The organism is Rugamonas sp. DEMB1, assembly GCF_029834475.1.
In the GTDB taxonomy this organism is placed as follows: domain Bacteria; phylum Pseudomonadota; class Gammaproteobacteria; order Burkholderiales; family Burkholderiaceae_D; genus Rugamonas; species Rugamonas rubra.
In genome coordinates this window covers 6,038,592-6,063,675 of the sequence record NZ_CP122407.1, presented here as the reverse complement: position 1 = coordinate 6,063,675, position 25,084 = coordinate 6,038,592, and the positions used below count along the sequence as shown (strand labels likewise).

The window sequence follows — 25,084 nt, the reverse complement described above, 5'->3', positions numbered from 1 at the left end:
ACTCCCCGCCTTGGCGTCAGGGTCTGAACGCAGGCGCCGCGTGCGCAGGGTCAGACCCTAGGGTCTGACCCTATTGATCCGCGCTCGGTGACGATGCCGTCGAGCGCGACGTCGTGGCCGTCGCTGGCGAACTCGGCCGCCAGGCAGGCGTAGGCCACGCCCAGCGTGCGCGGACGCGGCTGGCGCGCCAAGGTGCGGTCGTAGAAGCCGCCGCCGTAGCCGAGCCGGTAGCGGCCGGCGTTGAAGCCCAGGCAGGGCACCAGCAGCGCCGGCGGATAGGGCGCCAGGCGCAACTCGGCCGGCACCGCCACCCCCATCTTGTCCTTCACCATCGCCTCGCCGATGTCCCACTCGGCGAACTCCAGCGCCGCGTCCCTTCGCAGCACCACCGGCAGCAGCAGGCGCGCGCCCAGCCGCGCCAGCTCGGCGTAGGCGGCCGCCAGGTCCGGCTCGTCGCGCAGCGGCCAGTAGACGCCCAGCGCCGCCGCGCCGCTGCCGCGCCACCAGTCGACCACGTGGGCGCCGATGGCGCCGTCCCAGCGCGCCCGGGTGGCGCCGTCCAGGCCGCGCCGCGCCGCCAGCAGGCGCCGGCGCAAATCGGCCTTTTCATTGAGCGGCGGGGCTGGTGGTGGCTCTGCGGCGCGTGGTATTCTAGGGTCGCTGTTCATGTCCATTGAATTAAGATTTTGTGAGAGTCGCACATTGATTTCCGCTTCGAAATGGTTTGCCGGCGCCGCCATCCTGGCCGCGTGCGCCGTAACATCGCCGGTCCGGGCCGACGACGGTGGAAGCGATAGCCGCAAAGAGGACGACGCCTTCCTGCTGCTGCGCGACGCGGTGCGCCAGGACGACGCCGCCAAGGCCGAGTTCTACGCCGCCCGCCTGGCCAACTACTCGATTCCGTCCTACGTCGACTATTATCGACTCAAATCGCATTTCCGTAGCGCCTCGAGCGAGGAGATCCGCGATTATCTGCGCCGCTACGAGGGCAGCGCCATCGCCGACCGCCTGCGCAACGACTGGCTGCTCGAGCTGGGCCGCAAGCGCGACTGGGCCAACTTCGACGAGCAGCTGCCGCTCTACGTCATCAACGACGACACCCAGGTCAAGTGCTACGCGCTGCAGTCGCGCGCGCTCAAGGGCCGGCGCGTGGCCGACGAGGCGCGCGCCCTGCTGCTCGCCCCCAACGTCTACGGCGAGGCCTGCGGCGGCCTGATCGCCACCCTGTTCCAGGGCGGCCAGTTCGACCGCAACGACGTGCTGGCCCAGCTGCGCCTGGCCGGCGAGTTCAACGCCACCGGCCAGGGCCGCCGCGCCGCCGTGCTGCTCGACGGCTCGGACAAGAAGATCGCCCAGGCCATCGACCTGCCGGCCATCGCCCTGGCCAAGGGGCCGGGCGCCGGCCACCTCGAGCACGAGATCTACCTGGTGGCGCTCGGCCGCATGGCGCGCAGCAGCGTCAAGCTGGCCGTGCTGGCGCTCAACAAGGCGGCGCCCCAGCTGACGGCGCAGGAGCAGGCCGTCGGCTGGGGCAACATCGCGCTGTGGTCGTCCTACACCCTGGCCGCCGAGACGGGCGAGTACTGGCGCCGTTCGAACGGCGCGCCGCTGTCGCAGGACGCGCAGCAGTGGAAGACCCGCATCGCCCTGCGCGACGGCGACTGGAAGCTGGTCAAGAGCTGCATCCAGGCGATGCCGGCCGGCCTGCGCGCCGAGCCGGCCTGGGTCTACTGGATGGGCCGCGCCCTGATGGCCGAGGCCGGCAGCACGGCGCCGACGGCCGAGGCGGCCCAGCTGTTCCGCGGCATCGCCGAGCAGTCCAACTTCTACGGCCAGCTGGCCGCCGAGGAGCTGGGCCGGCTCAGCACCATCCCCGTGCCGGGCGCGCCGATCGGCCCGGCCGAGATCGCCCCCATCGCCGCCGACCCCGGCTTCCAACGGGCCCTGAAGTTCTTCGCCATGCGCCTGCGCTTCGAGGGCACGCGCGAGTGGAACTGGGCGCTGCGCAAGCTGGGCGAGCGCGAGCACCTGGCCGCCGCCGAGTTCGCCCGCCAGCACAACATCCTCGACCGCATGGTCAACACCTCGGAGCGCACCCGCATCCAGGTCGACTACAGCCAGCGCTTCCCCTCGCCGCACCTCGACATCATGCACCCGACCACCCAGACGCTGGGCCTGGACAAGGCCTGGGTGTACGGCCTGATCCGCCAGGAATCGCGCTTCATCATGGACGCCCAGTCCTCGGCGGGCGCCTCCGGCCTGATGCAGGTGATGCCCTCGACCGGCCGCTGGGTGGCCAAGAAGATCGGCCTGACCGACTTCGTGCAGGAGATGCTGAGCGACGCGCGCACCAACATCCTGCTCGGCGCCAACTATATGAACATGGTGCTGGGCAACATGGACGGCTCGCAGACGCTGGCCACGGCCGCCTACAACGCCGGCCCCGGCCGGCTGCGCTCGTGGCGCGCCACGCTGAGCAAGCCGATGGAGGGCGCCGTCTTCGTCGAGGCCATCCCCTATCTGGAGACGCGCACCTACGTGAAGAACGTGATGTCGAACGCGACCTACTACGCCGCCCTGTTCGAGGGCCGGCCGCAGTCGCTCAAGGCGCGCCTGGGCACGGTGGCGCCCAAGGGCTACAGCGAGCAGGAGCAACAGGAGAGCAGTTTCGGCACCCGCTGACGGCGGCGCCCCGGGTTTCGGCGCACAGGAGGACGGCATGGACGAATTGAACGTGGTGGTGGTCGGCGGCTCCGGCTTCATCGGCAGCCACCTGGTGGCGCAGCTGGCCGGGGCCGGCGCGCGCGTGCTGGTGCCGAGCCGGCGCTACGAAAGCGCCAAGCACCTGATCTTCCTGCCGCGCGTCGAGGTGCGCCAGGCCGACGTGCACGACGCCGCCGCGCTGGCAGAACTGCTGCGCGGCGCCGACGCCGTCGTCAACCTGGTCGGCCTGCTGCACTCGCGCCCCGGCACGCCCTACGGCCCGGACTTCGCCCGCGCCCACGTCGAGCTGCCGCGGCGGATCGCCGCCGCCGCCGTGGCGGCCGGCGTGCCGCGCTACCTGCACATGAGCGCGCTGGGCGCCGGCGTCGACGGGCCGTCGATGTACGCCCGCTCGAAGTGGGACGGCGAGCTGGCGGCGCAGGCGCGGCCGCCGCTGGCGGCCACCATCTTCCGCCCCTCGGTGGTGTTCGGCCCGGGCGACAATTTTTTGAACATGTTCGCCAAGATGCAGCGCCTGCTGCCCGTGGTGCCGCTGGCCGGCGCCGACGCGCGCTTCGAGCCGGTCTACGTGGGCGACGTGGCGGGCGCCTTCGTCGCCGCGCTGCGCCAGCCGCGCAGCCGTGGCCAGATCTACGAGCTGGGCGGGCCGCGGGTCTACACCCTGGCCCAGCTGGTGCGCCTGGCCGGCGTCTACGGCGGCCACCCGCGCCCGATCGTCAAGCTGCCCGACGGCCTGGCGCGCTTGCAGGCGCGCTTGTTCGAATGCCTGCCCGGCACGCCGCTGATGAGCCGCGACAACCTCGACTCGATGAAGGTCGACAACGTGATTTCGCCGACCACGACGGCGCTGACCCTGGCCGACCTGGGCATCCGCCCGACCGCGCTGGAGGTGGCGGCGCCGCACTACCTGGGCGCCGTGGCCGACCCGCTCGACGGCTACCGCCGCCGCGCCGGCCGCTAGCCGGCCCGGCCATCGACCCGGTCCACGGCACCGACCCAGCGGACCAACGCGGACCAAGCAGACCAAGCAGACCAAGCAGACCAACGCAGACCCCAGCACGCTCACCCTCCACGGACGACATATGCAGACCACCCAGCTCGACCCCTCCCTGACCAACGCCCTGGCCGCCGCCCGCCAGCCCGGCCTGACCCTGGTCATCGGCAACAAGAACTACTCGTCCTGGTCGATGCGGCCGTGGGTGGCGATGACCGCCTTCGGCATCCCCTTCCAGGAGGTGCGCGTGCTGCTCGACCAGCCCGACACGGCCAACCTGATCGCCAACTATTCGGCCTGCGGCCGCGTGCCGGTGCTGCTGGCCGGCGAGATGACCATCTGGGACAGCCTGGCGATCTGCGAATACCTGGCCGAGCAGTTCCAGGAGCTGCACCTGTGGCCGCAGGACGTGGCGGCGCGCGCCATGGCGCGCTCCATCTGCGCCGAGATGCACGCCGGCTTCGCCGACCTGCGCGGCGCGATGTCGATGAACATCCGCGCCAGCCACCCCGGCAAGGGCCGCAGCCACGGCGCCCAGGCCGACATCGGCCGCATCAGCGAGATCTGGGAGGAGTGCCTGTCGCGCTTCGGCCACCACCAGTTCCTGTTCGGCGAGTTCTCCATCGCCGACGCCTACTTCGCCCCGGTGGTGCTGCGCTTCCGCACCTACGGCGTGTCGCTGGCGCCGGCGCTGAACGCCTACTGCGAGCGGGTGCTGGCCCATCCGGCGGTGGCGCGCTGGGTCGACGAGGCGATGGCCGAGACCGAGACGGCGCCCAAGCACGACGCCGAGATGCCGGAGTAGGCGTGGCGATGCGGATTTATGTGGTGGGCGGCGCGGTGCGCGACGCCCTGCTCGGCGTGCCCTTCCAGGACCACGACTACGTGGTGGTCGGCGCCACCCCGGAGGACATGCTGCGGCTGGGCTACCGCCCGGTCGGCAAGGACTTCCCCGTCTTCCTGCACCCCGGGACGCAGGAGGAGTACGCGCTGGCGCGCACCGAGCGCAAGACCGCGCCCGGCTACCGCGGCTTCGTCTTCCACACCTCGCCCGAGGTGACGCTGGAAGAGGAACCTGGTGCGGCGCGACCTGACCATCAACGCCATCGCCCGCGCCGACGACGGCACGCTCTGCGACCCCTTCGGCGGCCAACGCGACATCGAGCAACGGGTGTTCCGCCATGTCTCGGCCGCCTTCGCCGAGGACCCGGTGCGCATCCTGCGCGTGGCCCGCTTCGCCGCCCGCTACCCCGACTTCACGGTGGCGCCGGAGACCAACGCGCTGATGCGCCAGATGGTCGAGCAGGGCGAGGTCGACGCCCTGGTGCCCGAGCGGGTCTGGCAGGAGCTGTCGCGCGGCCTGATGGAGCGGCGCCCCTCGCGCATGCTCGAGGTGCTGCGCGACTGCGGCGCGCTGGCGCGCATCCTGCCCGAACTCGATACACTCTGGGGCGTGCCGCAGCCGGAACCGTATCATCCCGAGATCGACACCGGCGCCCACGTGTTGCAGGTGGTCGACTGCGCCGCCGCCGCCGGCCTGGCGCTGCCGGCCCGCTTCGCCTGTCTGACGCACGACCTGGGCAAGGGCGCCACGCCGGCCGACAAGTGGCCGGCCCACCACGGCCACGATGGGCCTCGGCGTGCCGCTGGTCGAGCGGGTCTGCAAGCGGCTGAAGGTGCCGGGCGAATGCCGCGACCTGGCGGTGATGACGGCGCGCGAGCACGGCAACGTCGGCCGCGCGCTGGTGTTGCGCCCGGCCACCATGGTCGCCCTGATGGAGCGCTGCGACGCCTTCCGCAAGCCGGCCCGCTTCCGCGAGATGCTGCTGGCCACCGAGTGCGACTCGCGCGGCCGCGCCGGCGCCACCCGCAGCCTGCGCGAGCAGCCCTTCCCGCAACTGGCCCATTTGGAGGCGGCCTTGGCGGCGGCGCGCGGCGTCGACGCCGGCGCCGTCGCCCAGCGCTGCCTGGAGCAGCCGCAGCGCATCCCCGAGCAGGTGCGCCGCGCCCGCGTGGCGGCGGTGCGGCTGGCGCTGGGCGGCGCCGCCGACGACAGCGACGATGGCGCCGACGGCGCCCCGACTAAGTAGAACTACCGTACGAAACGGCGCGCCGCTTGGGATACAATAGGCCGATGTTGCGCCGCACCATCGGCGGCCCGGCCGGCCGCGCGGCGCCGGCGTGCCGCGTCCAGGAGTAGCCAAGTGAACTCGATCGACCTATTTCAAAACCCCTTGCCGCGCTGGTTCAAGCGCAACCCGCGCCCCACCGTGCTGATCAAGGAGCTGCAGGAGCGCGACCGCCGCCGCATGCTCAAGCACTTCCTCGGCCTCGAACGGGCCGACCGCCTGCTGCGCTTCGGCTCGATGCTGCCCGACGAGCTGGTGAGCGACTACGTCAACCGCATCGACCTCAAGCGCGACATGGTGTTCGGCGTCTACAACCGGGTGTTCCAGCTGGTCGCCGTCGGCCACCTGGCCTTCGCCAAGACCGACCCCGACAAGAGCGCCGTGACCGACAAGGAGAACGTGGCCGAGTTCGGCGTCTCGGTCAGCCGCTCGGTGCGCGGCATGGGCGTGGGCAGCAAGCTGTTCGAGCGCGCCGCCATCCACTGCCGCAACAACGACGTCGACACCCTGTACATGCACTGCCTGTCGTCGAACCAGACGATGATGCACATCGCCCGCAAGGCCGGCATGGAGATCCAGCGCGACTACGGCGAGGCCGACGCCTACCTCAAGCTGTCGCCGCCCAACCCGGGCAGCATGCTGCAGGAGGCCGTCGAGGAGCAGTTCGCCACCATCGACTACACGCTCAAGGCCAACACCCGCGCCGCCGTCAAGTGGCTCGACCGGCTGCCCGGCCGCAAGCCCCGCTGAGCAAGCGCGCAACCGGGGTCACAACCGGGGTCAGTGCCGACATTCGGACAAATTGCTTGTTGGACCGGCGTTAATGCCGAGCTCGTGTCCGAATGTCGGCACTGACCCCGCCGGCTGACCCCGCCGGCTACACCAGCGGCAGCGCCGTGGTGTCCTTGATGCGCTGCAGGGCGAAGCTCGATTTGACATCCAGCACGGCCGGGTGGCGCAGCAGCGTCGCCATCATGAAGCGCGAGAAGTGGTCCATGTCCTCGACGTGCACGCGCAGCAGGTAGTCCATCTCGCCCGTCATGGCGTAGCAGGCCACCACCTCGGGCCACTGCTCGACCGAGACGGCGAAGTCGGCCCGCGGCGAGGCCACCGCCGGCGCCGCGCCGAGGGCGCGGGCGTTGCTGTGCGCCGCCGCCTCGCTGTGCTTCTCCAGCCGCACGTTGACGTAGGCCAGCAGGCCCAGGCCGATCTTGTCCGGGTCGAGCAGGGCGACGTACTGGCGGATCACGCCGGCCTCCTCGAGCCGCTTGATGCGGCGCAGGCAGGGCGAGGGCGACAGGCTGACCAGCTCGGCCACGTCCTGGTTGGACAGGCGGCCGTCGGCCTGCAGGATGGCGAGAATCTTGCGGTCCGTTTTATCCAGCGCGATCTTGGTCATGAACACCTCAGAAATTCGAAATCAGGGCAATATTATTGCGCAAAACGCGGTGCCGCGGGAATTGTTTGCAATTTTCTGCCCGGGCGCCGGGTCTATACTGTGCGCATAATAAAACCTGGTACAGCCAAGGAGACAGCCATGCAATTCCAGCCATGGGACAACCCGATGGGCACCGACGGCTTCGAGTTCGTCGAATACGCCGCGCCCGATCCGAAGGCGCTCGGCGCGCTGTTCGAACGCATGGGTTTCACCGCCATCGCGCGCCACCGCCACAAGGACGTCACCCTGTACCGCCAGGGCGAGATCAACTTCATCATCAACGCCGAGCAGGACTCCTTCGCCCAGCGCTTCGCCCGCCAGCACGGCCCGTCGGTGTGCGCCATCGCCATCCGCGTCGCCGACGCCGCCCACACGTATAAACGCGCGCTCGAGCTGGGCGCCTGGGGCTTCGACAACCACACCGGGCCGATGGAGCTCAACATCCCGGCCATCAAGGGCGTCGGCGACTCGCTGCTGTACTTCGTCGACCGCTGGCGCGGCAAGGGCGCCGCCGCCGGCGCCGCCCCGGCGCAGGGGGCGATCGGCGACATCAGCATCTACGACGTCGACTTCGTCGCCATCCCCGGCGCCGTCGCCAAGCCGGTCGGCAAGCTGCCTGACCTATATCGACCACCTGACCCACAATGTGCACCGCGGCCGCATGAAGGAGTGGGCCGGCTTCTACGAGAGCCTGTTCAACTTCCGCGAGGTGCGCTACTTCGACATCGAAGGCAAGCTGACGGGGCTGAAGTCGAAGGCGATGACCTCGCCCTGCGGCAAGATCCGCATCCCCATCAACGAGTCCTCCGACGACAAGTCGCAGATCGCCGAATACCTCGACCAGTACCACGGCGAGGGCATCCAGCACATCGCCCTGGGCAGCGACGACATCTACGCCTCGGTGCAGCAGTTGCGCGACGGCGGCGTCGCCTTCCAGGACACCATCGAGACCTACTACGAGCTGGTCGAGCGGCGCCTGCCGCACCACGGCGAGAACCTGGCCGAACTGCGCCGCCTGCGCATCCTGCTCGACGGCCACAGCGCCGAGCACGAGCGCGAGCTGCTGCTGCAGATCTTCACGCAGAACGTGATCGGCCCGATCTTCTTCGAGATCATCCAGCGCAAGGGCGACCAGGGCTTCGGCGAGGGCAACTTCCGCGCCCTGTTCGAGTCCATCGAGCTCGACCAGATCAAGCGCGGCGTGCTGCGGGACCCGGCCAACACGCCGGCCTGAGCACGCCGGGGGGAGCCGGGCTCGCAAACCAGGGTCAGACCCTAGGGTCTGACCCTTGGTTGGAGTCCCCGGCCCCGAGGTTTGAAGCCGCCAGCAGCGCGCAGAACGCCGCGGCGGCCTTGTGATACCCTGTAAAAAAACACATTTTCCGCTCCGGCGCGCCCACAAGGCGCGCCGGATCGCGCGGCGGGGCCGACCCGGCCCGGCCGCGTACCGCATTGAGAATAATGGAGACAACAGCAATGAACGCACCAATCAAGGGCTCGCACCTGGAGCCGGGTCCGCACGCGGACGGCATTTCCCTCGACGACAAGTGGACGCTGCAGCGCGGCCGCGCCTTCATCACCGGCACCCAGGCCCTGATCCGCCTGCCGATGATGCAGCGCGAGCGCGACCTGAAGGCCGGCCTGAACACGGCCGGCTACATCACCGGCTACCGCGGCTCGCCCGTCACCAGCGTCGACATGACGGCGCAAAAGGCCAAGAAACACCTCGACGCCCACCACGTCAAGTTCCACCCCGGCATGAACGAGGACCTCGCCGCCACCGCCGTCTGGGGCACCCAGCAGACCAACCTGTTCAAGGACGCCAAGTACGACGGCGTCTTCTCCATGTGGTACGGCAAAGGCCCCGGCGTCGACCGCTGCGGCGACGTCTTCAAGCACGCCAACAACGCCGGTTCCGCCAAGCACGGCGGCGTGCTGGTGCTGGCCGGCGACGACCACGCCGCCAAGTCCTCGTCGACCGCCCACCAGTCCGACCACATCCTCAACGCCTGCGGCATCCCGGTGCTCTACCCGGCCTCGGTGCAGGAGTACATCGACTACGGCCTGCACGCCTGGGCGATGAGCCGCTACACCGGCCTGTGGGTGTCGATGAAGTGCGTCACCGACATCATCGAGTCCGGCGCCGTGGTCGACTTCGACCCCGACCGCGTGCAGATCGTCATGCCGGACGACTTCGAGCTGCCCGAGGGCGGCCTGAACATCCGCTGGCCCGACACCGTGCTCGACATGGAAGTGCGGATGAACAGCCACAAGTGGTACGCCGCGCTGGCCTACGCCCGCGCCAACAAGCTCAACAAAATCATCTGGGACAGCCCGAAGGCCAAGATCGGCATCATCACCGCCGGCAAGTCGTATTTGGACACGCGGCAGGCGCTGGCCGACCTGGGCATCGACGAGCAGGCCGCCGCCGACATCGGCATCCGCCTCTACAAGATCGGCATGACCTGGCCGCTCGAGGCCGACGGCGTGCACGCCTTCGCCAATCTGCCTCGACGAGATCCTGGTGGTGGAGGAAAAGCGCCAGATCCTCGAGTACGCGCTCAAGGAGGAGCTGTACAACCTGAAGGACGGCGAACGGCCCCGCGTGGTCGGCAAGTTCGACGACACCGGCGAGTGGAGCAACAAGCACCGCAGCGGCCACGGCGACTGGCTGCTGCCGGCCACCTACGAGCTGAACCCGGCGCAGATCGCCCGCGCCATCGCCAGCCGCATCTCGCACTACTGCGCCGGCCACCCGGTGGCCCAGCGCGTGCAGGAGCGCATCGCCTTCCTCGAGGCCAAGGAGCTGGTGCTCACCTCGGTGCCGGCCAAGCCGAACCCGCAAACCGACCGCACGCCGTACTTCTGCTCGGGCTGCCCGCACAACAGCTCGACCAAGGTGCCCGAGGGCTCGCGCGCGCTGGCCGGCATCGGCTGCCACTACATGGTGCTGTGGATGGACCGCGAAACCTCGACCTTCACCCACATGGGCGCCGAGGGCGTCACCTGGGTCGGCCAGGCGCCGTTCACCAACGAGAAGCACGTCTTCACCAACCTGGGCGACGGCACCTACTTCCACTCCGGCATCCTGGCGATCCGCGCGGCGGTGGCGGCCAAGGTCAACATCACCTACAAGATCCTGTTCAACGACGCCGTCGCCATGACCGGCGGCCAGGAGTTCGACGGCCCGCTCGACCCCGGCATGATCTCGCGCCAGATCGCCGCCGAGGGCGTCGGCCCGATCATCGTCGTCACCGACGAGCCGGACAAGTACCCGTCCGACTACAAATGGGCCGAGGGCGTCACCGTGCGCCACCGCAGCGAACTGATGGACGTGCAGCGCGAACTGCGCGACCAGCCCGGCGTGTCGGCCATGATCTACGACCAGACCTGCGCCTCCGAGAAGCGGCGCCGCCGGAAGCGCAACGAATACCCGGACCCGGCCAAGCGCGCCGTCATCAACGAGGCCGTCTGCGAAGGCTGCGGCGACTGCTCGGTGCAGTCGAACTGCCTGTCGGTCGAGCCGCTGGAGACGGAACTGGGGCGCAAGCGCCAGATCAACCAGTCGTCCTGCAACAAGGACTTCTCCTGCACCACCGGCTTCTGTCCGAGCTTCGTCACGGTCGAGGGCGGCGCGCTGAGGAAGCCGAAGAAGGCCGCCGCCGGCGACGCCGCCATGCCGGTCCTGCCGATGCCGGCCATTCCGCCGACCACGACGCCGTTCGGCATCCTCATCACCGGCATCGGCGGCACCGGCGTGGTCACCGTCGGGCAGATTTTGGCCATGGCCGCCCACGTCGAGGGCAAGGGCGCGGTGGTGCTGGACATGAGCGGGCTGGCGCAAAAGGGCGGCCCGGTGATGTCGCACGTGCGCCTGGCAGACAAGCAGGCCGATTTGCACTCGACCCGCGTCGGCACCGGCAGCGCCGACCTGGTGATCGGCTGCGACCTGATCGTCACCGCCAGCCGCGACGCCCTGTCGCGCATGGGCGAGGGGCGCACCTTCGCCGCCATCAACTCGACCGGCTCGTCGACCGCCGCCTTCGTCAAGAACCCCGACTGGCAGTTCCCCGACGCCTCCTCGCGCGGCGAGATCATCAAGGCCTGCGGCGACAAGCAGGTCGATTTCGTCGACGCCGGCCAGATCGCCACCGCGCTGATGGGCGACTCCATCGCCACCAATATGTTCATGCTCGGCTACGCCTTCCAGCGCGGCCACGTGCCGCTCAGCGAGGCTTCGATCATCAAGGCGATCGAGTTGAACAACGTTTCGGTCGGCTTCAACAAGTCGGCCTTCGCCTGGGGCCGCACGGCGGCGCACGACCTGGCCTCGGTGGTCAAGCTGACCACGCCGGCCAAGGTGATCGAGTTCAAACGCATCCAGACGCTCGACGACGTCGTCGCCCGCCGCGTCGAACTGCTCACCGCCTACCAGGACGCCGCCTACGCCGGCCAGTACAAGGCCTTCGTCGACCAGGTGCGCGCCGAGGAGGCCAAGCTGGGCAAGGGCAGCCGCCTGGCCGAGGCGGTGGCGCGCTACTTCTACAAGCTGATGGCCTACAAGGACGAGTACGAGGTGGCCCGCTTGTACACCGACGGCGCCTTCCAGCAGAAGATCGCCGGCATGTTCGAGGGCGACATCAAGCTCAAGTTCCACCTGGCGCCGCCGTTGTTTGCCAAGCACGACTCCAACGGCCAGCTGGTCAAGCAGGAGTTCGGCCCCTGGATGATGAAGGCCTTCGGCCTGCTGGCCAAGTTCAAGGGCCTGCGCGGCAGCGCCCTCGACGTGTTCGGCTACACCGCCGAGCGCAAGATGGAGCGCGCGCTGATCGTCGAGTACCGCCAGACGGTGGCGGCCCTGCTGCCCAAGCTGACGGTGGACAAGCTGACGCAGGCGGTGGCCATCGCCAGCATTCCCGAGGACATCCGGGGTTATGGCCACGTCAAGGAACGCCACCTGAAGGCCGCCAAGCAGAAGGAGGCGACGCTGATCGCCGCCTTCAACGCGCCGGCGCCGGCGTCGGCGGGTAGCCGCAGCAACGTCGCCTAAGACGCTTGCTGTGGAAGGGGAGGGCGGCCGTTGGCCGCCCTTTTTTCATGCCGGCGCCGCCGCCATTATCGATCCCGCCTTGGCCGGCCTCGCCGGCGGCCCCGCCGTTCAGCGCCTGTGCCGCGCCGGAGTATTGGTAGGGGGCGCGCGGTTCCAAACCCCTCTGGTAAACCTTCTGCTTTTCCTTCTTTTTTCTTCTCTTTTCCTCTGCTTTGAACTCTTTTTCGCTACGCGGCTCAAAAGAGAAGAAAAGAGAAAAATGCAGGGCAAAGCAGAGGAGAAAAGAGAATGTTTACCACAGTGTCCGTGCAGCTTCCCCACCCCGTCCTGCTCCAGCTGATTGCGCATCTGGAAAAGCATGGCGGCCCGCAGGATTTGTCCGCCGTGATGCAAGCGGCAGTCGAGTTGTGGTTATCTGAACAGCAGTCTCCGCGCCCCGGCCAGCCGTCGCTCCACGGCTACCAATGGAAATCGCTGTTTCTGCCGGAGGGCACCCGGCTGCGCTCTTGGAGCTATGGCGAACACAATTATGCGGAGGTGGTGGGCGACCAGATCATCCACAACGGACGCGCCGTCTCGCCCAACCAGTTCGCCCGCTCCTTCGCCCGCAGCAACCGCAATGCCTGGTCCGACCTGTCCGTGCGCCGGCCCGGCGACAAAAAATGGACCATCGCCAGCCGCCTGCGCCGGGAGTTAGCCATTGAGCAGGCAAGGGGCGCGCTGGCCGCCGCCACGGCCGACCGCGTCTACGCCGTTGACGGTCCGCCGCCCGCCGCTGCCGCCGAGCCGCCTAAGCCCAGACAAGTGGAGGCCGGGCCTGAATGGAGTCTGCCGGAGCGGCGCAAGCATCGTTTCCGTATGGAAGATGTTGCTTACTAGCTCTGCGCAAAGTACATCGTTGCCAATGACACTCAGCGCGCTGAGTCGGCTTTAAACATAAATATCAAGTAAGTCCAAGCATGGAGGTCGTGATGAAGAAGCCCAGTAGTTTTGCGCAGCAAATTCAACAAGCGCAACGTGAGGTGAACAGTTGGACCGCCGAGCGGAAAGCGAGTGTCCGGCTGGAAGGTTCGAGTAATTTGTTGAACCGCTTTGCCGAACGGACGAGCGTCCAGGCGCCGGCGAAGGCGTCGCACAACAAGCGCTGAGAGCCGGCCGGTAGTTGCCGGCGCGATAGCTCATTGCATCGGATTCATTGCCATTTGCAAGTTTCCTGGGGAGCCAGCGCGTCCGCCAAGTCTGTTGTTTTTTGGCGTTGTTGATTAAGCGCATAAGAAAACGCGGATATATTCGTTCTCCATCTATATAGTTTTTGCTACTGTTGAGTTTTTTGACATGGCGGAAAACTCGATGAAGACGACACACTTGAGATTGAAACCGCTGGCGGCCGGCGTGATCGCGCTGTTGTGCGGCCAGGCGGCCCAGGCGCAGGCACCGGCCGCCGCCGCCACCCCCGGCCAGGGCGCCGCCGCCGCGCCGACCGCCGTGGTGGTGACCGGCTCGCGCATCCCCCGCGCCACGCTGGAGGGGCCGTCGGCCGTCACCGTCATCACCGGCGCCGAGATCACCAAGCAGGGCTACAAGAACGTCTTCGACGCGCTCAGCAACCAGTCGCAGAACAGCGGCTTCACCCAGGGCGGCGACTTCGGCAACACCCACACGCCGTCGGCCAACGCCATCAGCCTGCGCGGCCTCGGCCCCAACCACACGCTGATCCTGCTCAACGGCCACCGCATCGCCGACTTCCCCATCGCCTACGAAGGGGCGGTCAACTTCACCAACCTGGCCAATATTCCGTCCAGCGTGGTCGAGCGCATCGAGATCCTCAGCGGCGGCGCCTCCGCCATCTACGGCTCGGACGCCATCGCCGGCGTGGTCAACGTGATCCTCAAGAAGCAGGCCTCGGGCGTCGACGTCAACGTCAAGGGCGGCACCACCACCCGTGGCGGCGGCAACGAGCAGCGCGTGCAGATCACCGGCGGCGGCACCTTCGACCGCCTCAACGCCCTGTTCAGCCTGGAATTGAGCGAACGCGATCCGCTGTGGAGCAAGGACCGCGACTTCATGGCCGTCAAGGATGGCGCGCCGAACAATGTGCTGTCGCGCAAGAGCCTGAAGACCGGCAATTATTACGACCTCGGCGACACCTGCGACACCCTGGGCGAGCTGTTCGACCACAGCACCGTCAAGTACGCGACGAAAAAGGGCAGTTACTGCGCCAGCGCCAAGGCCAAACCGACGTTCTGGACCACCCAGACCAAGAACAGCAGCCAGAACTTCTTCGGCAGCCTGACCTACGACCTGCCCGGCGGCACCACGCTGTTCGGCGACCTTCTGCTGGCGAGCAACAAGACCTCCAACAGCACGCGCGGCCCGAGCTGGACTTCGCTGTCGACGGCGGGCAACTACTTCCTCAACAAGAACACCGGCGTCTACGAGACCTGGACCAAGTTCGGCGCGCCGGAAGAGTTCGGCGGCGTCGAGCGCTTCAACCGCGACTGGAAGGATGTCGCCAGCGCGCTGTCGTTCGGCGCCCGCGGCCACGTCCCCGGCAGCGACTGGACCTATGAGGCCGGTTACAACGCCTCGGCCTACCAGAGCAAGAACCACTCGCCCCGCTTCCGCAGCAACGTCGACGGCTTCTTCCTCGGCCCCAAACTGGGCGTCGACGGCAACGGCATCGGCATCTACGCGCCGGATCCGGCGCGCCTGGGCAAGCGCCTGACGCCGGCCGAATTCGACAGCTTCGTCGCCAGTTCCGACAGCAAGGACCGCTCCTGGGTCAACAACGCCAGTGTGACCGCCAACGGCGAGCTGCTCCAGCTGCCGGCCGGCGCCGTCAAGCTGGCCGTGCTGGCCGAGGCCGGTCGCCAGGGCTTCACCCAGACGCCGGACGCGCGCATCAACCAGGGCTACTTCAACACCACCGTGCCGGCCGACGAGGTCGGCGGCACGCGCGGCCGCTACGCCGTCGGCGCCGAGGCCAGCATCCCCGTGCTGGCCCAGCTCAACCTCAGCCTGGCCGGCCGCTACGACCGCTACAAGTTCGCCGACCGCAGCGAGGGCAAGCTGACCTACAACGCCGGCGTCGAATGGCGTCCCGTCAAGTCGCTGCTGCTGCGCGGCGACTACGCCACCAGCTTCCGCGCGCCGGACATGAACTACATCTTCAAGGCGCGCGACAACGGCTACTACTCCTCCAGCACCGACTACCTGCGCTGCGCGCGTGAAAAACAGAGCGTCGACAACTGCGACTACGCCAACGTCTCGCCCGGTTTCGACTACATCCAGTACGGCAGCAAGGAGCTCAAGTCGGAGAAGGGCAAGTCCTTCGGCGCCGGCGTGGTCTGGTCGCCCAGCGCCGACTTCGACGTCTCGCTCGACTACTGGAACATCAAGATCGACGACCTGGTCACCAACCTGAGCGCCGACCGCCTGCTGCGCGACGAGGCCGATTGCGACCAGGGTATCAACCCCAAGGGGTCGCCGACCTGCCTCGACGTCGCCCAGCGGGTGATCCGTTATGCCGCCAACGCGCCGTACAAGCCGGGCGAGGTGAAACAGATCCTGGTCAACCCGATCAACGCCGCCTACCAGGCCGTCAGCGGCATCGACATCGCCTTCAAGTACGCGCTGCGCACCACCGGCTACGGCAAATTCGTCTGGACCGGCAACTTCTCCAAATCGCTGAGCAAGAAGTCGCGCCAGTTCCCCGGCGATCCGATCAACGACGATCTGGCCGACCTGGCCAACTCCGATTGGCCGAACAAGCTCAACACCAGCTTGAACTGGAACATCGGCGACTGGTCGAGCACCTTGTTTGTCACCCGCTACGGCCGGGTGCCGAACGCGGCCGGCACGGCGCTGCTGAACTCGACCACCAAGGTCAACGCCAGCACGGTCTACCAGCTCAACCCGCGCACCACCGTGTCGCTGATCGTCAACAACGTCTTCGACAAGGTCAAGACCGACACCAGCTACGGTTGGCCCAACTACCCGGTGGGCAGCTTCAGCCCGGCCGGACGGCAGGTCTGGCTCGAGCTGAACTACCACTTCGGTTCCTAGTGCCGGACCCGGGAGTAAGGAATTGTAAAAAAGTATACACATGGACCGCCGCTCGCCATAAAATTGCCGCAAAGATACTTTACGCGGCGCGAGCGGCAGCCTGATGACTTTCAAACTCCCCCTACTCCTGGCTACGGCCGTCCTGGTTCAACTGGCCGCCTGCGGCGGCGGCGGCTCGGCCGCGCCGGTCCCGGTGCCGCCGCCGGTGGTGCCGCCGCCGCCGGTGGTGCCGGTGCCGCCGCCGCCCGATCCGCTGCCGCCGTCGATCACGCTGCTCGGCCGCTGCCAAACGCCGCGTCCGGGACTCGGCCCCAACGGCCTGCCCTATATGGACCAGCAGGGCACGCTGGCCGACGAGTTGAACTGGGTGCGCGCCCTGATCGACGAAACCTACCTGTGGTACCGCGAGGTGCCGGCCGAACTGCGCGCGCTCGACTTCGGCAAGCCGGTCGACTATTTCAACGCGCTGAAGACGCCGGCGCTGACCGCCTCCGGCCGCCCGCGCGACCGCTTCCACTTCAGCTATCCCAGCGACGTCTGGCAGGACTTGTCGAACGGCATCGAGCGGGGCTATGGCCTGACCTGGCTGCGCGACAGCGCGCCGGGCCAGCTGCGCCGCTGGCTGCTCACCCAGGTCGAACGCGGCTCGCCGGCCGACCGCGCCGGCCTGCGCCGCGGCGACCAGCTGCTGTCGGTCGACGACGACGCGGTCGCCGACATGGCCGACCCCGCCGTCGCCAAGCGCGTCAACGCCGGCCTGTTCCCCGCCACCGCCGGACAGACCCACCGCCTGCTGCTGCGCCGCGACGGCGCGCAACTGGCCGTCGCGTTGACCTCGCAGAGCTTGGCCGTGGCGCCGGTGCAGGACGTCAAGGTGCTCGACACGCCGGCCGGCAAGACCGGCTACCTCGGCTTCAAGGAGCACAACGGCCTGGCCGAGCCGCAACTGGTGCGCGCGATCACCGACTTCAAGGCGGCCGGCGTGACCGAGCTGGTGCTCGACATGCGCTACAACGGCGGCGGCCTGCTGCTCGTCGCCAGCGAGCTGGCCTACATGGTCGCCGGGCCGCAGGCGACCGCCGGCAAGGTGTTCGAACAGCTGCGGCAGAACGACAAGGCGAAGCCCCGGCCGCCACAGCTGTTCGATGCCGTCGCCTACGGCTTCGCCGTCGCCAACCCCGTGCGCCGCGGCAGCAGCCTGCCCTACCTGGGCTTGAAGCGCGTCACCGTGCTGACCAGCGCCGGCACCTGCTCGGCCAGCGAATCGCTGATCAACAGCCTGCGCGGGGTCGACGTCGAGGTCAACCTGATCGGCGGCACCACCTGCGGCAAGCCATACGCCTTCACTCCGGCGGCCAACTGCGGCACCACCTACTTCGCCATCCAGTACCAAGGCGTCAACCACAAGGGTTTCGGCGACTACGCCGACGGCTTCGCGCCGACCTGCCACGTCGCCGACGACCTGGGCCACGAGCTGGGCGACCCGGCCGAGGGCCTGCTGGCCGCCGCCCTCAACTACCAGCGCGGCGGCGGCTGCCCCGCCGCGCCGCTGGCCGCCCGGACGCCGGCCGCCGCCATGCAGCTGGCCCGTCCCGCCGCCAAGGAGATCGCCATCTACACGCCGCCACGCTAGCGCCGCGCCGGCCGCCGCCGACTATAATTGCCGCTGCCGGCGCCAGCGCCGCGCCGCGCAACCCCACCAACCCTCGCCGGAAGCCCGCCCATGTACCGTCCCGTCCTGTTGTTTGTCCTCGCCTGCGCCGCGCCGCTGTCCGCCACCGCCGCCCCCGACCTGAGCACCGCCGCCGAACGCTCCGGCTTCCAACACACCGGCCGCTACGCCGAGGTGCGGCAGTTGTGCGCGCGCTTCCAGCAGGCCTACCCCAAGGCGGTGCGCTGCTTCGAGTTCGGCCGCACGCCGGAGGGCCGGCCCATGCTGGCGCTGGCCGTCTCGCGCACGGGCGCGTTGACGCCGGCCCAGGCCAGGGCGCGCGGCCTGCCGGTGCTGCTGGTGCAGGGCGGCATCCACGCCGGCGAGATCGACGGCAAGGACGCCGGCTTCCTGGCGCTGCGCCAGGCGCTCGACGGCCGGGCCGCGCCCGGCGCCCTGGACCAGCAGGTGCTGCTGTTCGTCCCGGTCTTCAACGTCGACGGCCACGAGCGCTTCGGCCGGTGGAACCGGCCCAACCAGCGCGGCCCGGTGGCCATGGGCTGGCGCACCACGGCGCAGAACTACAACCTGAACCGCGACTATGTGAAGGCCGACGCGCCCGAGATGCGCGCCATGCTGGCCCTGGTCAACGCCTGGGACCCCGCTGGCCTACATCGACCTGCACGTCACCGACGGCGCCAAGTTCCAGCCCGAGGTGTCGATCCAGGTCGAGCCGGTGCACGGCGGCGACGCCGAGTTGATGCGCTCCGGCGCCGCCCTGCGCGACGCCGTCATGGCCGACCTGAAGCGCGCCGGCTCCGACCCGAAACCGTTCTACATCTCCTTCGCCGTCAACGACGACCCGCAGTCCGGCTTCGAGGACGGCATGGCCGCGCCGCGCTTCTCGACCGGCTACTTCCCGCTGCGCAACCGCTTCGCCATGCTGGTCGAGACCCACTCGTGGAAGGACTACCCGACCCGCGTCGGCATCACCCGCAACACCATCGTCTCGCTGCTGTCGCAGGTGGCCCTGCACGGCCGCGAGTGGCAGGCGCAGACCCGCGCCGCCGACCTGCGCGCCGCCGCCCTGGCCGGCACGGCCGTGCCGCTCAGCTACCAGGCCACCGCCCGCACGACGATGATCGATTTTCCCGGCTACGCCTACACCCGCACGCACTCCGAGGTGTCCGGCGGCCTGATGACCCACTACGACGAGAGCACGCCGCAGACCTGGCGCGTGCCGCTGCGCGACGAGGTGGTGCCCAATCTGCTGGCGACGGCGCCGCAAGGCGGCTACCTGGTGCCGGCCGCGCTGGCCGAGCGCGTCGCCGCCCGCCTGCGCGTGCACGGCGTCGCGTTCAAGTTGCTGGCGCGGGCGCCCGGCCAAATCGAGGTGGAGACCTTCCGCGCCGAGCAGGCCAAGTTCGGCGCGCAGTCCTTCGAGGGCCGCCAGGCGCTGGCGCTGCAGGGCGAGTGGAAGAGCGAGCGGCGCGAGGTCGGCGCCGGCGCGCTGTTCGTGCCCATCGCCCAGGCCAAGGCGCGCCTGGTGGTGGCCCTGTTCGAGCCGCGCGGCGCCGACTCGCTGCTGGCCTGGGGCGAGTTCAACACCGCCTTCGAGCGCAAGGAGTACATGGAGGAGTACGTCGCCGAGGACGTCGCCCGCGAGCAGCTGGCGGCCGACCCGGCGCTGGCCGCCGCCTTCCAGCGGAAGCTGGCCGGCGACGCCGCCTTCGCCGCCAGCCCGGAGGCCCGGCTGGAGTTCTTCGCCCGCCGCCACAGCTCGTGGGACGAGCGCTTCAACCTGTATCCGGTGCTGCGCAGCGCCAAGGCCTGGTAGGCGCTTAGGTAGGCGCTTTAAGTCGGCGGATAGGGCGCCGGCGCAATCAATGTTATTCTTTGCGCCATATTTCACCACCGGGCCCCGTTCCCCGCCCGCCATGACCCAGAAAAAAATCCTGCTGCTCAGCGTGTCCGCCGGCGCCGGCCACATGCGCGCGGCCCAGGCCATCGAGGCGCACGCCAACCTGGCCGGCGGCGCCGCCGTCGCCACCCACCTCGACGTGATGAACTATGTCAGCGCCGGCTTCCGCAAGCTCTACACCGACTTCTACATCAAGCTGGTCAACAAGGCGCCGGCGCTGTGGGGCTACCTCTACCACGCCACCAACGAGGCCCAGGCCGACAGCTCGATGCAGCGGCTGCGCCGTGGCGTCGAGCGCCTCAACACCCGCGCCCTGCTGCGCGAGGTCGAGGCCTTCCGGCCCGACGCCATCATCTGCACCCACTTCCTGCCGGCCGAGATCCTCTCGCGCGCGCTGCGCCAGGGCCAGTTGGCCTGCCCGGTGTGGGTGCAGGTCACCGACTTCGACCTGCACCGCATGTGGGTGCACGAGCACATGAGCGGCTACTTCGCCGCCAACGACGAGGTGGCCTTCCGCATGCGCGACCAGGGCATCGCCGACGCCCGCGTCCACGTCACCGGCATCCCCATCATGCCGGCCTTCGCCCAGGCGCCGCCGCGCGCGCAGGCCGCCGCCGCCCTCGGCCTCGACCCGCGCCGCACCACCATCCTGCTGATGGGCGGCGGCGCCGGCCTGGGCAGCCTGGACACCGTCGCCGCGCGCCTGCTGGCGCTGGAGGGCGACTTCCAGCTGATCGTCCTGGCCGGCAACAACGCCGCCGCCCTGGCCGCCCTGCGGCAGCTCGCCGCGCGCCACCCCGGCCGCCTGCTGGCGCAGGGCTTCACCGACCAGGTCGAGCGGCTGATGGCCTGCGCCGACCTGGTCATCACCAAGCCGGGCGGGCTGACCACCTCCGAATGCCTGGCCATGGGGCTGCCGATGATCGTCAACTCGCCCATCCCCGGCCAGGAGGAGCGCAACGCCGACTTCCTGCTCGAGCAGGGCGTCGCGCTGAAGGCCTTCGACGGCGTCACGCTGGAATACCGCGTGCGCCACCTGCTGGCCAACCCCGCCAAGCTGGCCGAGATGCGCGCCAAGGCCGTCGCCCTGGGCCGCGCCGGCGCCGCCGACGCCGTGCTGGCGCGCGTGCTGGCCGGCGCCGCAGGCGCCGCCACCACCGCCGGGACCGCCGCCGGGACCGCCGCCACCACCGGGGCTGCCGCAACGGACGCGGGAGTCGCCGCCTGATGGCGGGCGCCAACAAGCCCTGGCAGATCGCCCTGACCGTCGCCTGGGTCGCGCTGCTCGGCCTGTTCTTCGCCCAGGTCGAGATCCAGATCGAGGGCGCCGCCGGCTGGGCCGCCAAGCTGCCGACCTGGCGCGTCGAACACCACTGGCTGCTCGACATCTTCTGGGGCGGCCGGCCGATGACCGGCTACCACGCCTGGGTGTTCCCCTTCGTCGCGCTGTTCTTCCACTTCCCGCTGCTGTTCATGCAGCAGTGGTCGCCGCGGCTGGAGGCGCGCGCGCTGGGCAGTATCATGCTGTTCTGGATCATCGAGGACTACCTGTGGTTCGTCCTCAACCCGGCCTACGGCGTGGCCCGCTTCAACCCGGAATCCATCGCCTGGCACAAGCACTGGCTGTGGTGCGCGCCGACCGACTACTGGGTCTCGCTGTGCCTTGGCGGCCTGCTGCTGTGCTTCTCTTACAGGAAAAAGACATGAAACGATTGATCCCGCCGCTGCTGTTCGCGCTGGCGACCCTGCCGGCGCCGCGCGCCGCGCTGGCACTGTCGGCCGGCGCCGCGCCGCCGGCCGAACCGGCCGCCGCCGCCGCGCTGGCCAGCTCGGCGTCGGGCGCCGAGCTGGCCCCGGCCGCCCGTCCCGCCGACTGGGCCGAACCGGTCGACCGCGCCGCCAACCTGTACCGCGTCACCCCCGGCTTGTACCGCAGCGCCGCGCTCGACGGCAACGAACCTGGCGCAGATCCGCGCGCTCGGCGTGCGCACCGTGGTCAGCCTGCGCTCCTTCCACGCCGACACGGCGCTGCTCGAGCACAGCGGCATCCGCGCCGTGCGCGTGCCCATCAACACCTGGGAGGTCGGCGACCGCCACGTCGTCGCCGCGCTGCGCGCCATCCGCACCGCCGAGCGCGACGGCCCGGTGCTGCTGCACTGCCAGCACGGCGCCGACCGCACCGGCATGATGGTGGCGATGTACCGCATGCTGTACCAGGACTGGAGCCGGGCGCGCGCCGTGGCCGAATTGAAGCAGGGCGGCTACGGCTACCATCCGATGTGGAAGAATATCGAACGCTATTTGGCGCGCGTCGACGTCGACGAGATCCGCCGCCGCGTCGAGGCGCCATGAGAAAGGCAAGCATGACAAGCACAACGAACATGATGAAAACGGCCGCCGCGCTGCTGCTGCCGGCCGCGCTGGCGCAGGCCGCGCCGCCGGACCTGGGGCCGCTGGCCGCCAACAAGGTGGCGCTGCAGGACGTCAGCCAGAGCGGCGTGGCGGGCAAGACCTTCGCCGCCGGCACCGTCATCGCCGCGCCGCTGGCCACGCTGTGCGCGGCGATCCAGGACTACGCCGGCTACCCCGGCTTCATGCCCAACGTCGACAAGGTCAAGGTCAGCGCCGGCGCCGGCGACAGCGCGCTGCTCGACCTGACGCTCAAGCTACCGATGGGCAAGGTCAAAAAATATCGTCTGCGGATGGAGCCGAAGGCCGGCGCGCAAAGCTGCCGGCTGGCGTGGAAGCTGGTGCCCAGCGAGGGCCTGAAGCCCGACGAGACCATCGCCGACACCAGCGGCTACTGGCAGCTGGCGCCGCTGGCCGCCGACCGCGGCAAGACCGAGGTGCGCTACCTGGTCTACACCGACCCCGGCCCGGTGCCGATGGGCTTCGGCTGGATCGTCGACAGCATGAGCAAGGACAGCATCCCCAAGATGCTCGAAGCGCTGCGCGCCCGCGTCGCCGCGCGCTAAACCCGGCGGGGTCAGTGCCGACATTCGGACACGAACTCGGCAGCAAGCTGGAGATTCCGTTCGGCAAATGCTTCGATTACCGACTGGGGCGCGACGGCTTGTGGCTGAGGCCGTGTCCGAATGTCGGCACTGACCCTAATGACTCTAGTGACTGATGTAAGTCCGCAATCAAACTGGGCGTTTTCTCGCCGTGTGCCAAACCTGAAGGACCTCTACCCGGTCCGAGCAGATGCGGTAGGTCAGCAAGTAATGATGATGGACGATCAGTTCCCTGACGCCGGGCCTGACCTCGCGGCCTATGCCGGGCATCGTCGTCAGCGCTGTTGCCCTGTTGCGGATGCTGGCGGCGAATCGCGCCGCCGCGTCTGGCTTGTCGTTGGAAATGTAGTTGATGATGCGCTCAAGGTCAGCCAAGGCATGCCGACTCCACGCCAGTTTGAGCTTATGCGCCATGACGGGCGAAGAATGCCTTCACCTCGTCGTCCGATGCGAACTCGCCCCGGTCGGCGGCGAGGATCGCGGCATCCAGGTCGAGTTGTTGTTCGTGGCGCCAATCCAGCCAATCCACATAATGCCGCAGGGCTTCTTCGGCGATCAGCTCGGCCGTTTTCCCCGACGTGGCCGATAATTCGTCGACGGCGTCCCTGAGTTCCTGCGAAATTTTCAGCTCGATTGAAAGCGCTTTGCTCATGGTGTCTCTCCGGCCGGGTATCGAGAAAATTATACGCCCCGGGCGGCGCGCCGGTTTGCGGACCGGCAGGGCGCCGGCCCGTTGTTGCCGCCGCCGGCCTTACTGCGGCTGCAGCGGGATGGTGCCGAACGCCGTGGTCGGCGTCGCGCACGGCTCCTCGTCGAAGGCGATGTCGCCCAGCGGGTTGGCGACGCCGTCGGCCTTGATGTCGGCGAAGCCGAACAAGTCGCGGTCCATCAGGTGGCTCGGCACCACCGTCGACAGCGCCGAGAAGATGCTCTCGACGCGGCCGGGGAACTTCTTCTCCCAGTCGCGCATCAGGGCCTTGATGTGCTTGCGCTGCAGGTTCTCCTGCGAACCGCACAGGTTGCACGGGATGATGGGGAAGCCCTTGACGGCGGCGTAGCGCTCGCTGTCCTCCTCCTTCACATAGGCCATCGGCCGGATCACCACGTGCTTGCCGTCGTCCGACACCAGCTTGGCCGGCATGCCCTTGAGCTTGCCGCCGAAGAACATGTTGAGGAAGAAGGTCTCGAGGATGTCGTCGCGGTGGTGGCCCAGCGCGATCTTGGTCGCGCCCAGCTCGTCGGCGACGCGGTACAAAATGCCGCGGCGCAGGCGCGAGCACAGCGAGCAGGTGGTCTTGCCCTCGGGAATCAGGCGCTTGACGATGCTGTAGGTGTCCTGGTTCTCGATGTGGAAGGCGACGCCCAGCTCGGTCAGGTAGCCCGGCAGGATATCCTCTGGGAAGCCCGGCTGCTTCTGGTCCAGGTTGACGGCGACGATCTCGAAGTTGATCGGCGCGCGCTCGCGCAGCGTCATCAAAATGTCGAGCAGGGCGTAGCTGTCCTTGCCGCCGGACAGGCAGACCATCACCTTGTCGCCGTCCTCGATCATGTTGAAGTCGCCGATCGCCTGGCCGACCAGGCGGCACAGCCGCTTGTGCAGCTTGTTGTTCTCCAGCGCCGTCTTCTCCATCGACTTGACGCTGGCGGCCGGCGCGGCCGGCGCGGCGGCGCCGTTCAGGTTCTCGATGACGGCGTTCATACGCTGTCCTTGATCTGGAACACCTCGACGCCGACGCCCTCGCAGTCGGGATAGACGTCCGGCTTCATGGTCGAGACGCGGGCGGCGCGCACGCGCGGGTGGGCCAGCATGGCGCGCACCACGTCGTCGCACAGGCTTTCCTGCAGCTGCACGTGGCCCTGGGCCATGCGCTTGGCGATGGTCTCGCGCATGAAGTCGTAGTCGACCACCTCGTCGAGCTGGTCGTCCTTCGGCGTCGACACGGCCAGCGGGATGTACAGGTCGACGTTGATCAGGACGCGCTGCTCGCCCTTCTTCTCGAAGTCGTGCACGCCGATGTTGATCAGCACTTCGTAGTTGCGCAGGAACAGGCGGCGGCAGTCGGACAGGCGGGGGTGGTACAGGGCGGACAACATGGTT

General features: G+C 68.8%; 19 protein-coding genes and 4 pseudogenes. 17 read left to right on the top strand and 6 right to left on the bottom strand.

The genetic code is table 11. From position 1 onward, the window contains the following. Positions 1-50 precede the first annotated feature (50 nt). On the bottom strand, positions 51-596 hold the full coding sequence (locus QC826_RS27900) for a 5-formyltetrahydrofolate cyclo-ligase (RefSeq protein WP_279763330.1): 546 nt from the start codon (positions 594-596) through the stop codon (positions 51-53). Between the two features lie 106 nt (positions 597-702). On the opposite strand from QC826_RS27900, the gene QC826_RS27895 reads away from it, so the two are divergent. The 5 genes and pseudogenes from QC826_RS27895 (at position 703) to QC826_RS27875 (ending at position 6,597) form a co-directional block, all read left to right on the top strand. Beyond that, positions 703-2,682, top strand: a complete 1,980-nt coding sequence (locus QC826_RS27895; RefSeq protein ID WP_279763329.1) for a lytic transglycosylase domain-containing protein — start codon at positions 703-705, stop codon at positions 2,680-2,682. Between the two features lie 37 nt (positions 2,683-2,719). Beyond that, positions 2,720-3,685, top strand: coding sequence for a complex I NDUFA9 subunit family protein (locus QC826_RS27890; RefSeq protein ID WP_279763328.1), 966 nt, complete (start codon positions 2,720-2,722; stop codon positions 3,683-3,685). Between the two features lie 121 nt (positions 3,686-3,806). Then, complete coding sequence (locus tag QC826_RS27885; protein WP_093385259.1) at positions 3,807-4,523, top strand: glutathione S-transferase family protein; 717 nt, start codon at positions 3,807-3,809, stop codon at positions 4,521-4,523. A gap of 8 nt (positions 4,524-4,531) precedes the next feature. Then, positions 4,532-5,808, top strand: a pseudogene (locus QC826_RS27880) (multifunctional CCA addition/repair protein). A gap of 114 nt (positions 5,809-5,922) precedes the next feature. Further along, on the top strand, positions 5,923-6,597 hold the full coding sequence (locus tag QC826_RS27875) for a GNAT family N-acetyltransferase (protein WP_279763326.1): 675 nt from the start codon (positions 5,923-5,925) through the stop codon (positions 6,595-6,597). A gap of 127 nt (positions 6,598-6,724) precedes the next feature. Here the strand turns inward: QC826_RS27875 and QC826_RS27870 are convergent, their stop codons facing one another. Continuing rightward, positions 6,725-7,246: an Lrp/AsnC family transcriptional regulator gene (locus tag QC826_RS27870; protein WP_093385904.1), complete on the bottom strand. Its 522-nt coding sequence runs from the start codon at positions 7,244-7,246 to the stop codon at positions 6,725-6,727. A 138-nt stretch (positions 7,247-7,384) separates the two neighbouring features. Here QC826_RS27870 and hppD point away from each other — a divergent pair. The 12 genes and pseudogenes from hppD (at position 7,385) to QC826_RS27815 (ending at position 22,947) form a co-directional block, all read left to right on the top strand. Next, a pseudogene (hppD, locus tag QC826_RS27865) lies at positions 7,385-8,519 on the top strand (4-hydroxyphenylpyruvate dioxygenase). Positions 8,520-8,761: 242 nt separating this feature from the next. Further along, positions 8,762-12,335: pseudogene (locus QC826_RS27860) on the top strand (indolepyruvate ferredoxin oxidoreductase family protein). A 288-nt stretch (positions 12,336-12,623) separates the two neighbouring features. Then, a complete protein-coding gene (locus tag QC826_RS27855) occupies positions 12,624-13,214 on the top strand; it encodes a hypothetical protein (protein ID WP_279763325.1) in 591 nt (196 codons plus the stop codon). Between the two features lie 92 nt (positions 13,215-13,306). Continuing rightward, on the top strand, positions 13,307-13,483 hold the full coding sequence (locus QC826_RS27850) for a hypothetical protein (RefSeq protein WP_279763324.1): 177 nt from the start codon (positions 13,307-13,309) through the stop codon (positions 13,481-13,483). A 217-nt stretch (positions 13,484-13,700) separates the two neighbouring features. Then, a complete protein-coding gene (locus tag QC826_RS27845) occupies positions 13,701-16,400 on the top strand; it encodes a TonB-dependent receptor domain-containing protein (protein WP_279763323.1) in 2,700 nt (899 codons plus the stop codon). Between the two features lie 103 nt (positions 16,401-16,503). Beyond that, positions 16,504-18,033 (top strand): S41 family peptidase, encoded by a 1,530-nt coding sequence (locus QC826_RS27840; protein ID WP_279763322.1) that lies wholly within the window; start codon positions 16,504-16,506, stop codon positions 18,031-18,033. A 90-nt stretch (positions 18,034-18,123) separates the two neighbouring features. After that, a pseudogene (locus QC826_RS31420) lies at positions 18,124-18,597 on the top strand (M14 family zinc carboxypeptidase); the annotation flags it as partial. 169 nt (positions 18,598-18,766) lie between these two features. Further along, positions 18,767-19,888, top strand: a complete 1,122-nt coding sequence (locus QC826_RS31415; protein ID WP_313872818.1) for a hypothetical protein — start codon at positions 18,767-18,769, stop codon at positions 19,886-19,888. 100 nt (positions 19,889-19,988) lie between these two features. Further along, complete coding sequence (locus tag QC826_RS27830) at positions 19,989-21,200, top strand: MGDG synthase family glycosyltransferase (protein WP_279763321.1); 1,212 nt, start codon at positions 19,989-19,991, stop codon at positions 21,198-21,200. Continuing rightward, on the top strand, positions 21,200-21,679 hold the full coding sequence (locus tag QC826_RS27825; protein ID WP_279763320.1) for a hypothetical protein: 480 nt from the start codon (positions 21,200-21,202) through the stop codon (positions 21,677-21,679). The genes QC826_RS27830 and QC826_RS27825 overlap by 1 nt, the downstream gene beginning before the upstream one ends. Positions 21,680-21,955: 276 nt before the next feature. Further along, on the top strand, positions 21,956-22,324 hold the full coding sequence (locus QC826_RS27820; RefSeq protein WP_279763319.1) for a fused DSP-PTPase phosphatase/NAD kinase-like protein: 369 nt from the start codon (positions 21,956-21,958) through the stop codon (positions 22,322-22,324). 11 nt (positions 22,325-22,335) lie between these two features. After that, complete coding sequence (locus tag QC826_RS27815; protein ID WP_279763318.1) at positions 22,336-22,947, top strand: SRPBCC family protein; 612 nt, start codon at positions 22,336-22,338, stop codon at positions 22,945-22,947. A gap of 168 nt (positions 22,948-23,115) precedes the next feature. On the opposite strand, the gene QC826_RS27810 is transcribed toward QC826_RS27815, so the two are convergent. From QC826_RS27810 to QC826_RS27795, 4 genes are all read right to left on the bottom strand, one after another. After that, positions 23,116-23,400 (bottom strand): type II toxin-antitoxin system RelE/ParE family toxin, encoded by a 285-nt coding sequence (locus tag QC826_RS27810; protein WP_279763317.1) that lies wholly within the window; start codon positions 23,398-23,400, stop codon positions 23,116-23,118. Continuing rightward, positions 23,390-23,638, bottom strand: coding sequence for a CopG family ribbon-helix-helix protein (locus QC826_RS27805; RefSeq protein WP_279763316.1), 249 nt, complete (start codon positions 23,636-23,638; stop codon positions 23,390-23,392). The genes QC826_RS27810 and QC826_RS27805 overlap by 11 nt, the downstream gene beginning before the upstream one ends. A gap of 99 nt (positions 23,639-23,737) precedes the next feature. Beyond that, positions 23,738-24,685: a tRNA 2-thiocytidine(32) synthetase TtcA gene (ttcA, locus tag QC826_RS27800; protein ID WP_279763315.1), complete on the bottom strand. Its 948-nt coding sequence runs from the start codon at positions 24,683-24,685 to the stop codon at positions 23,738-23,740. Beyond that, positions 24,682-25,080 (bottom strand): dihydroneopterin aldolase, encoded by a 399-nt coding sequence (locus QC826_RS27795; RefSeq protein ID WP_093385223.1) that lies wholly within the window; start codon positions 25,078-25,080, stop codon positions 24,682-24,684. Before QC826_RS27795 ends, ttcA begins: the two co-directional genes overlap by 4 nt. Positions 25,081-25,084 lie beyond the last annotated feature (4 nt).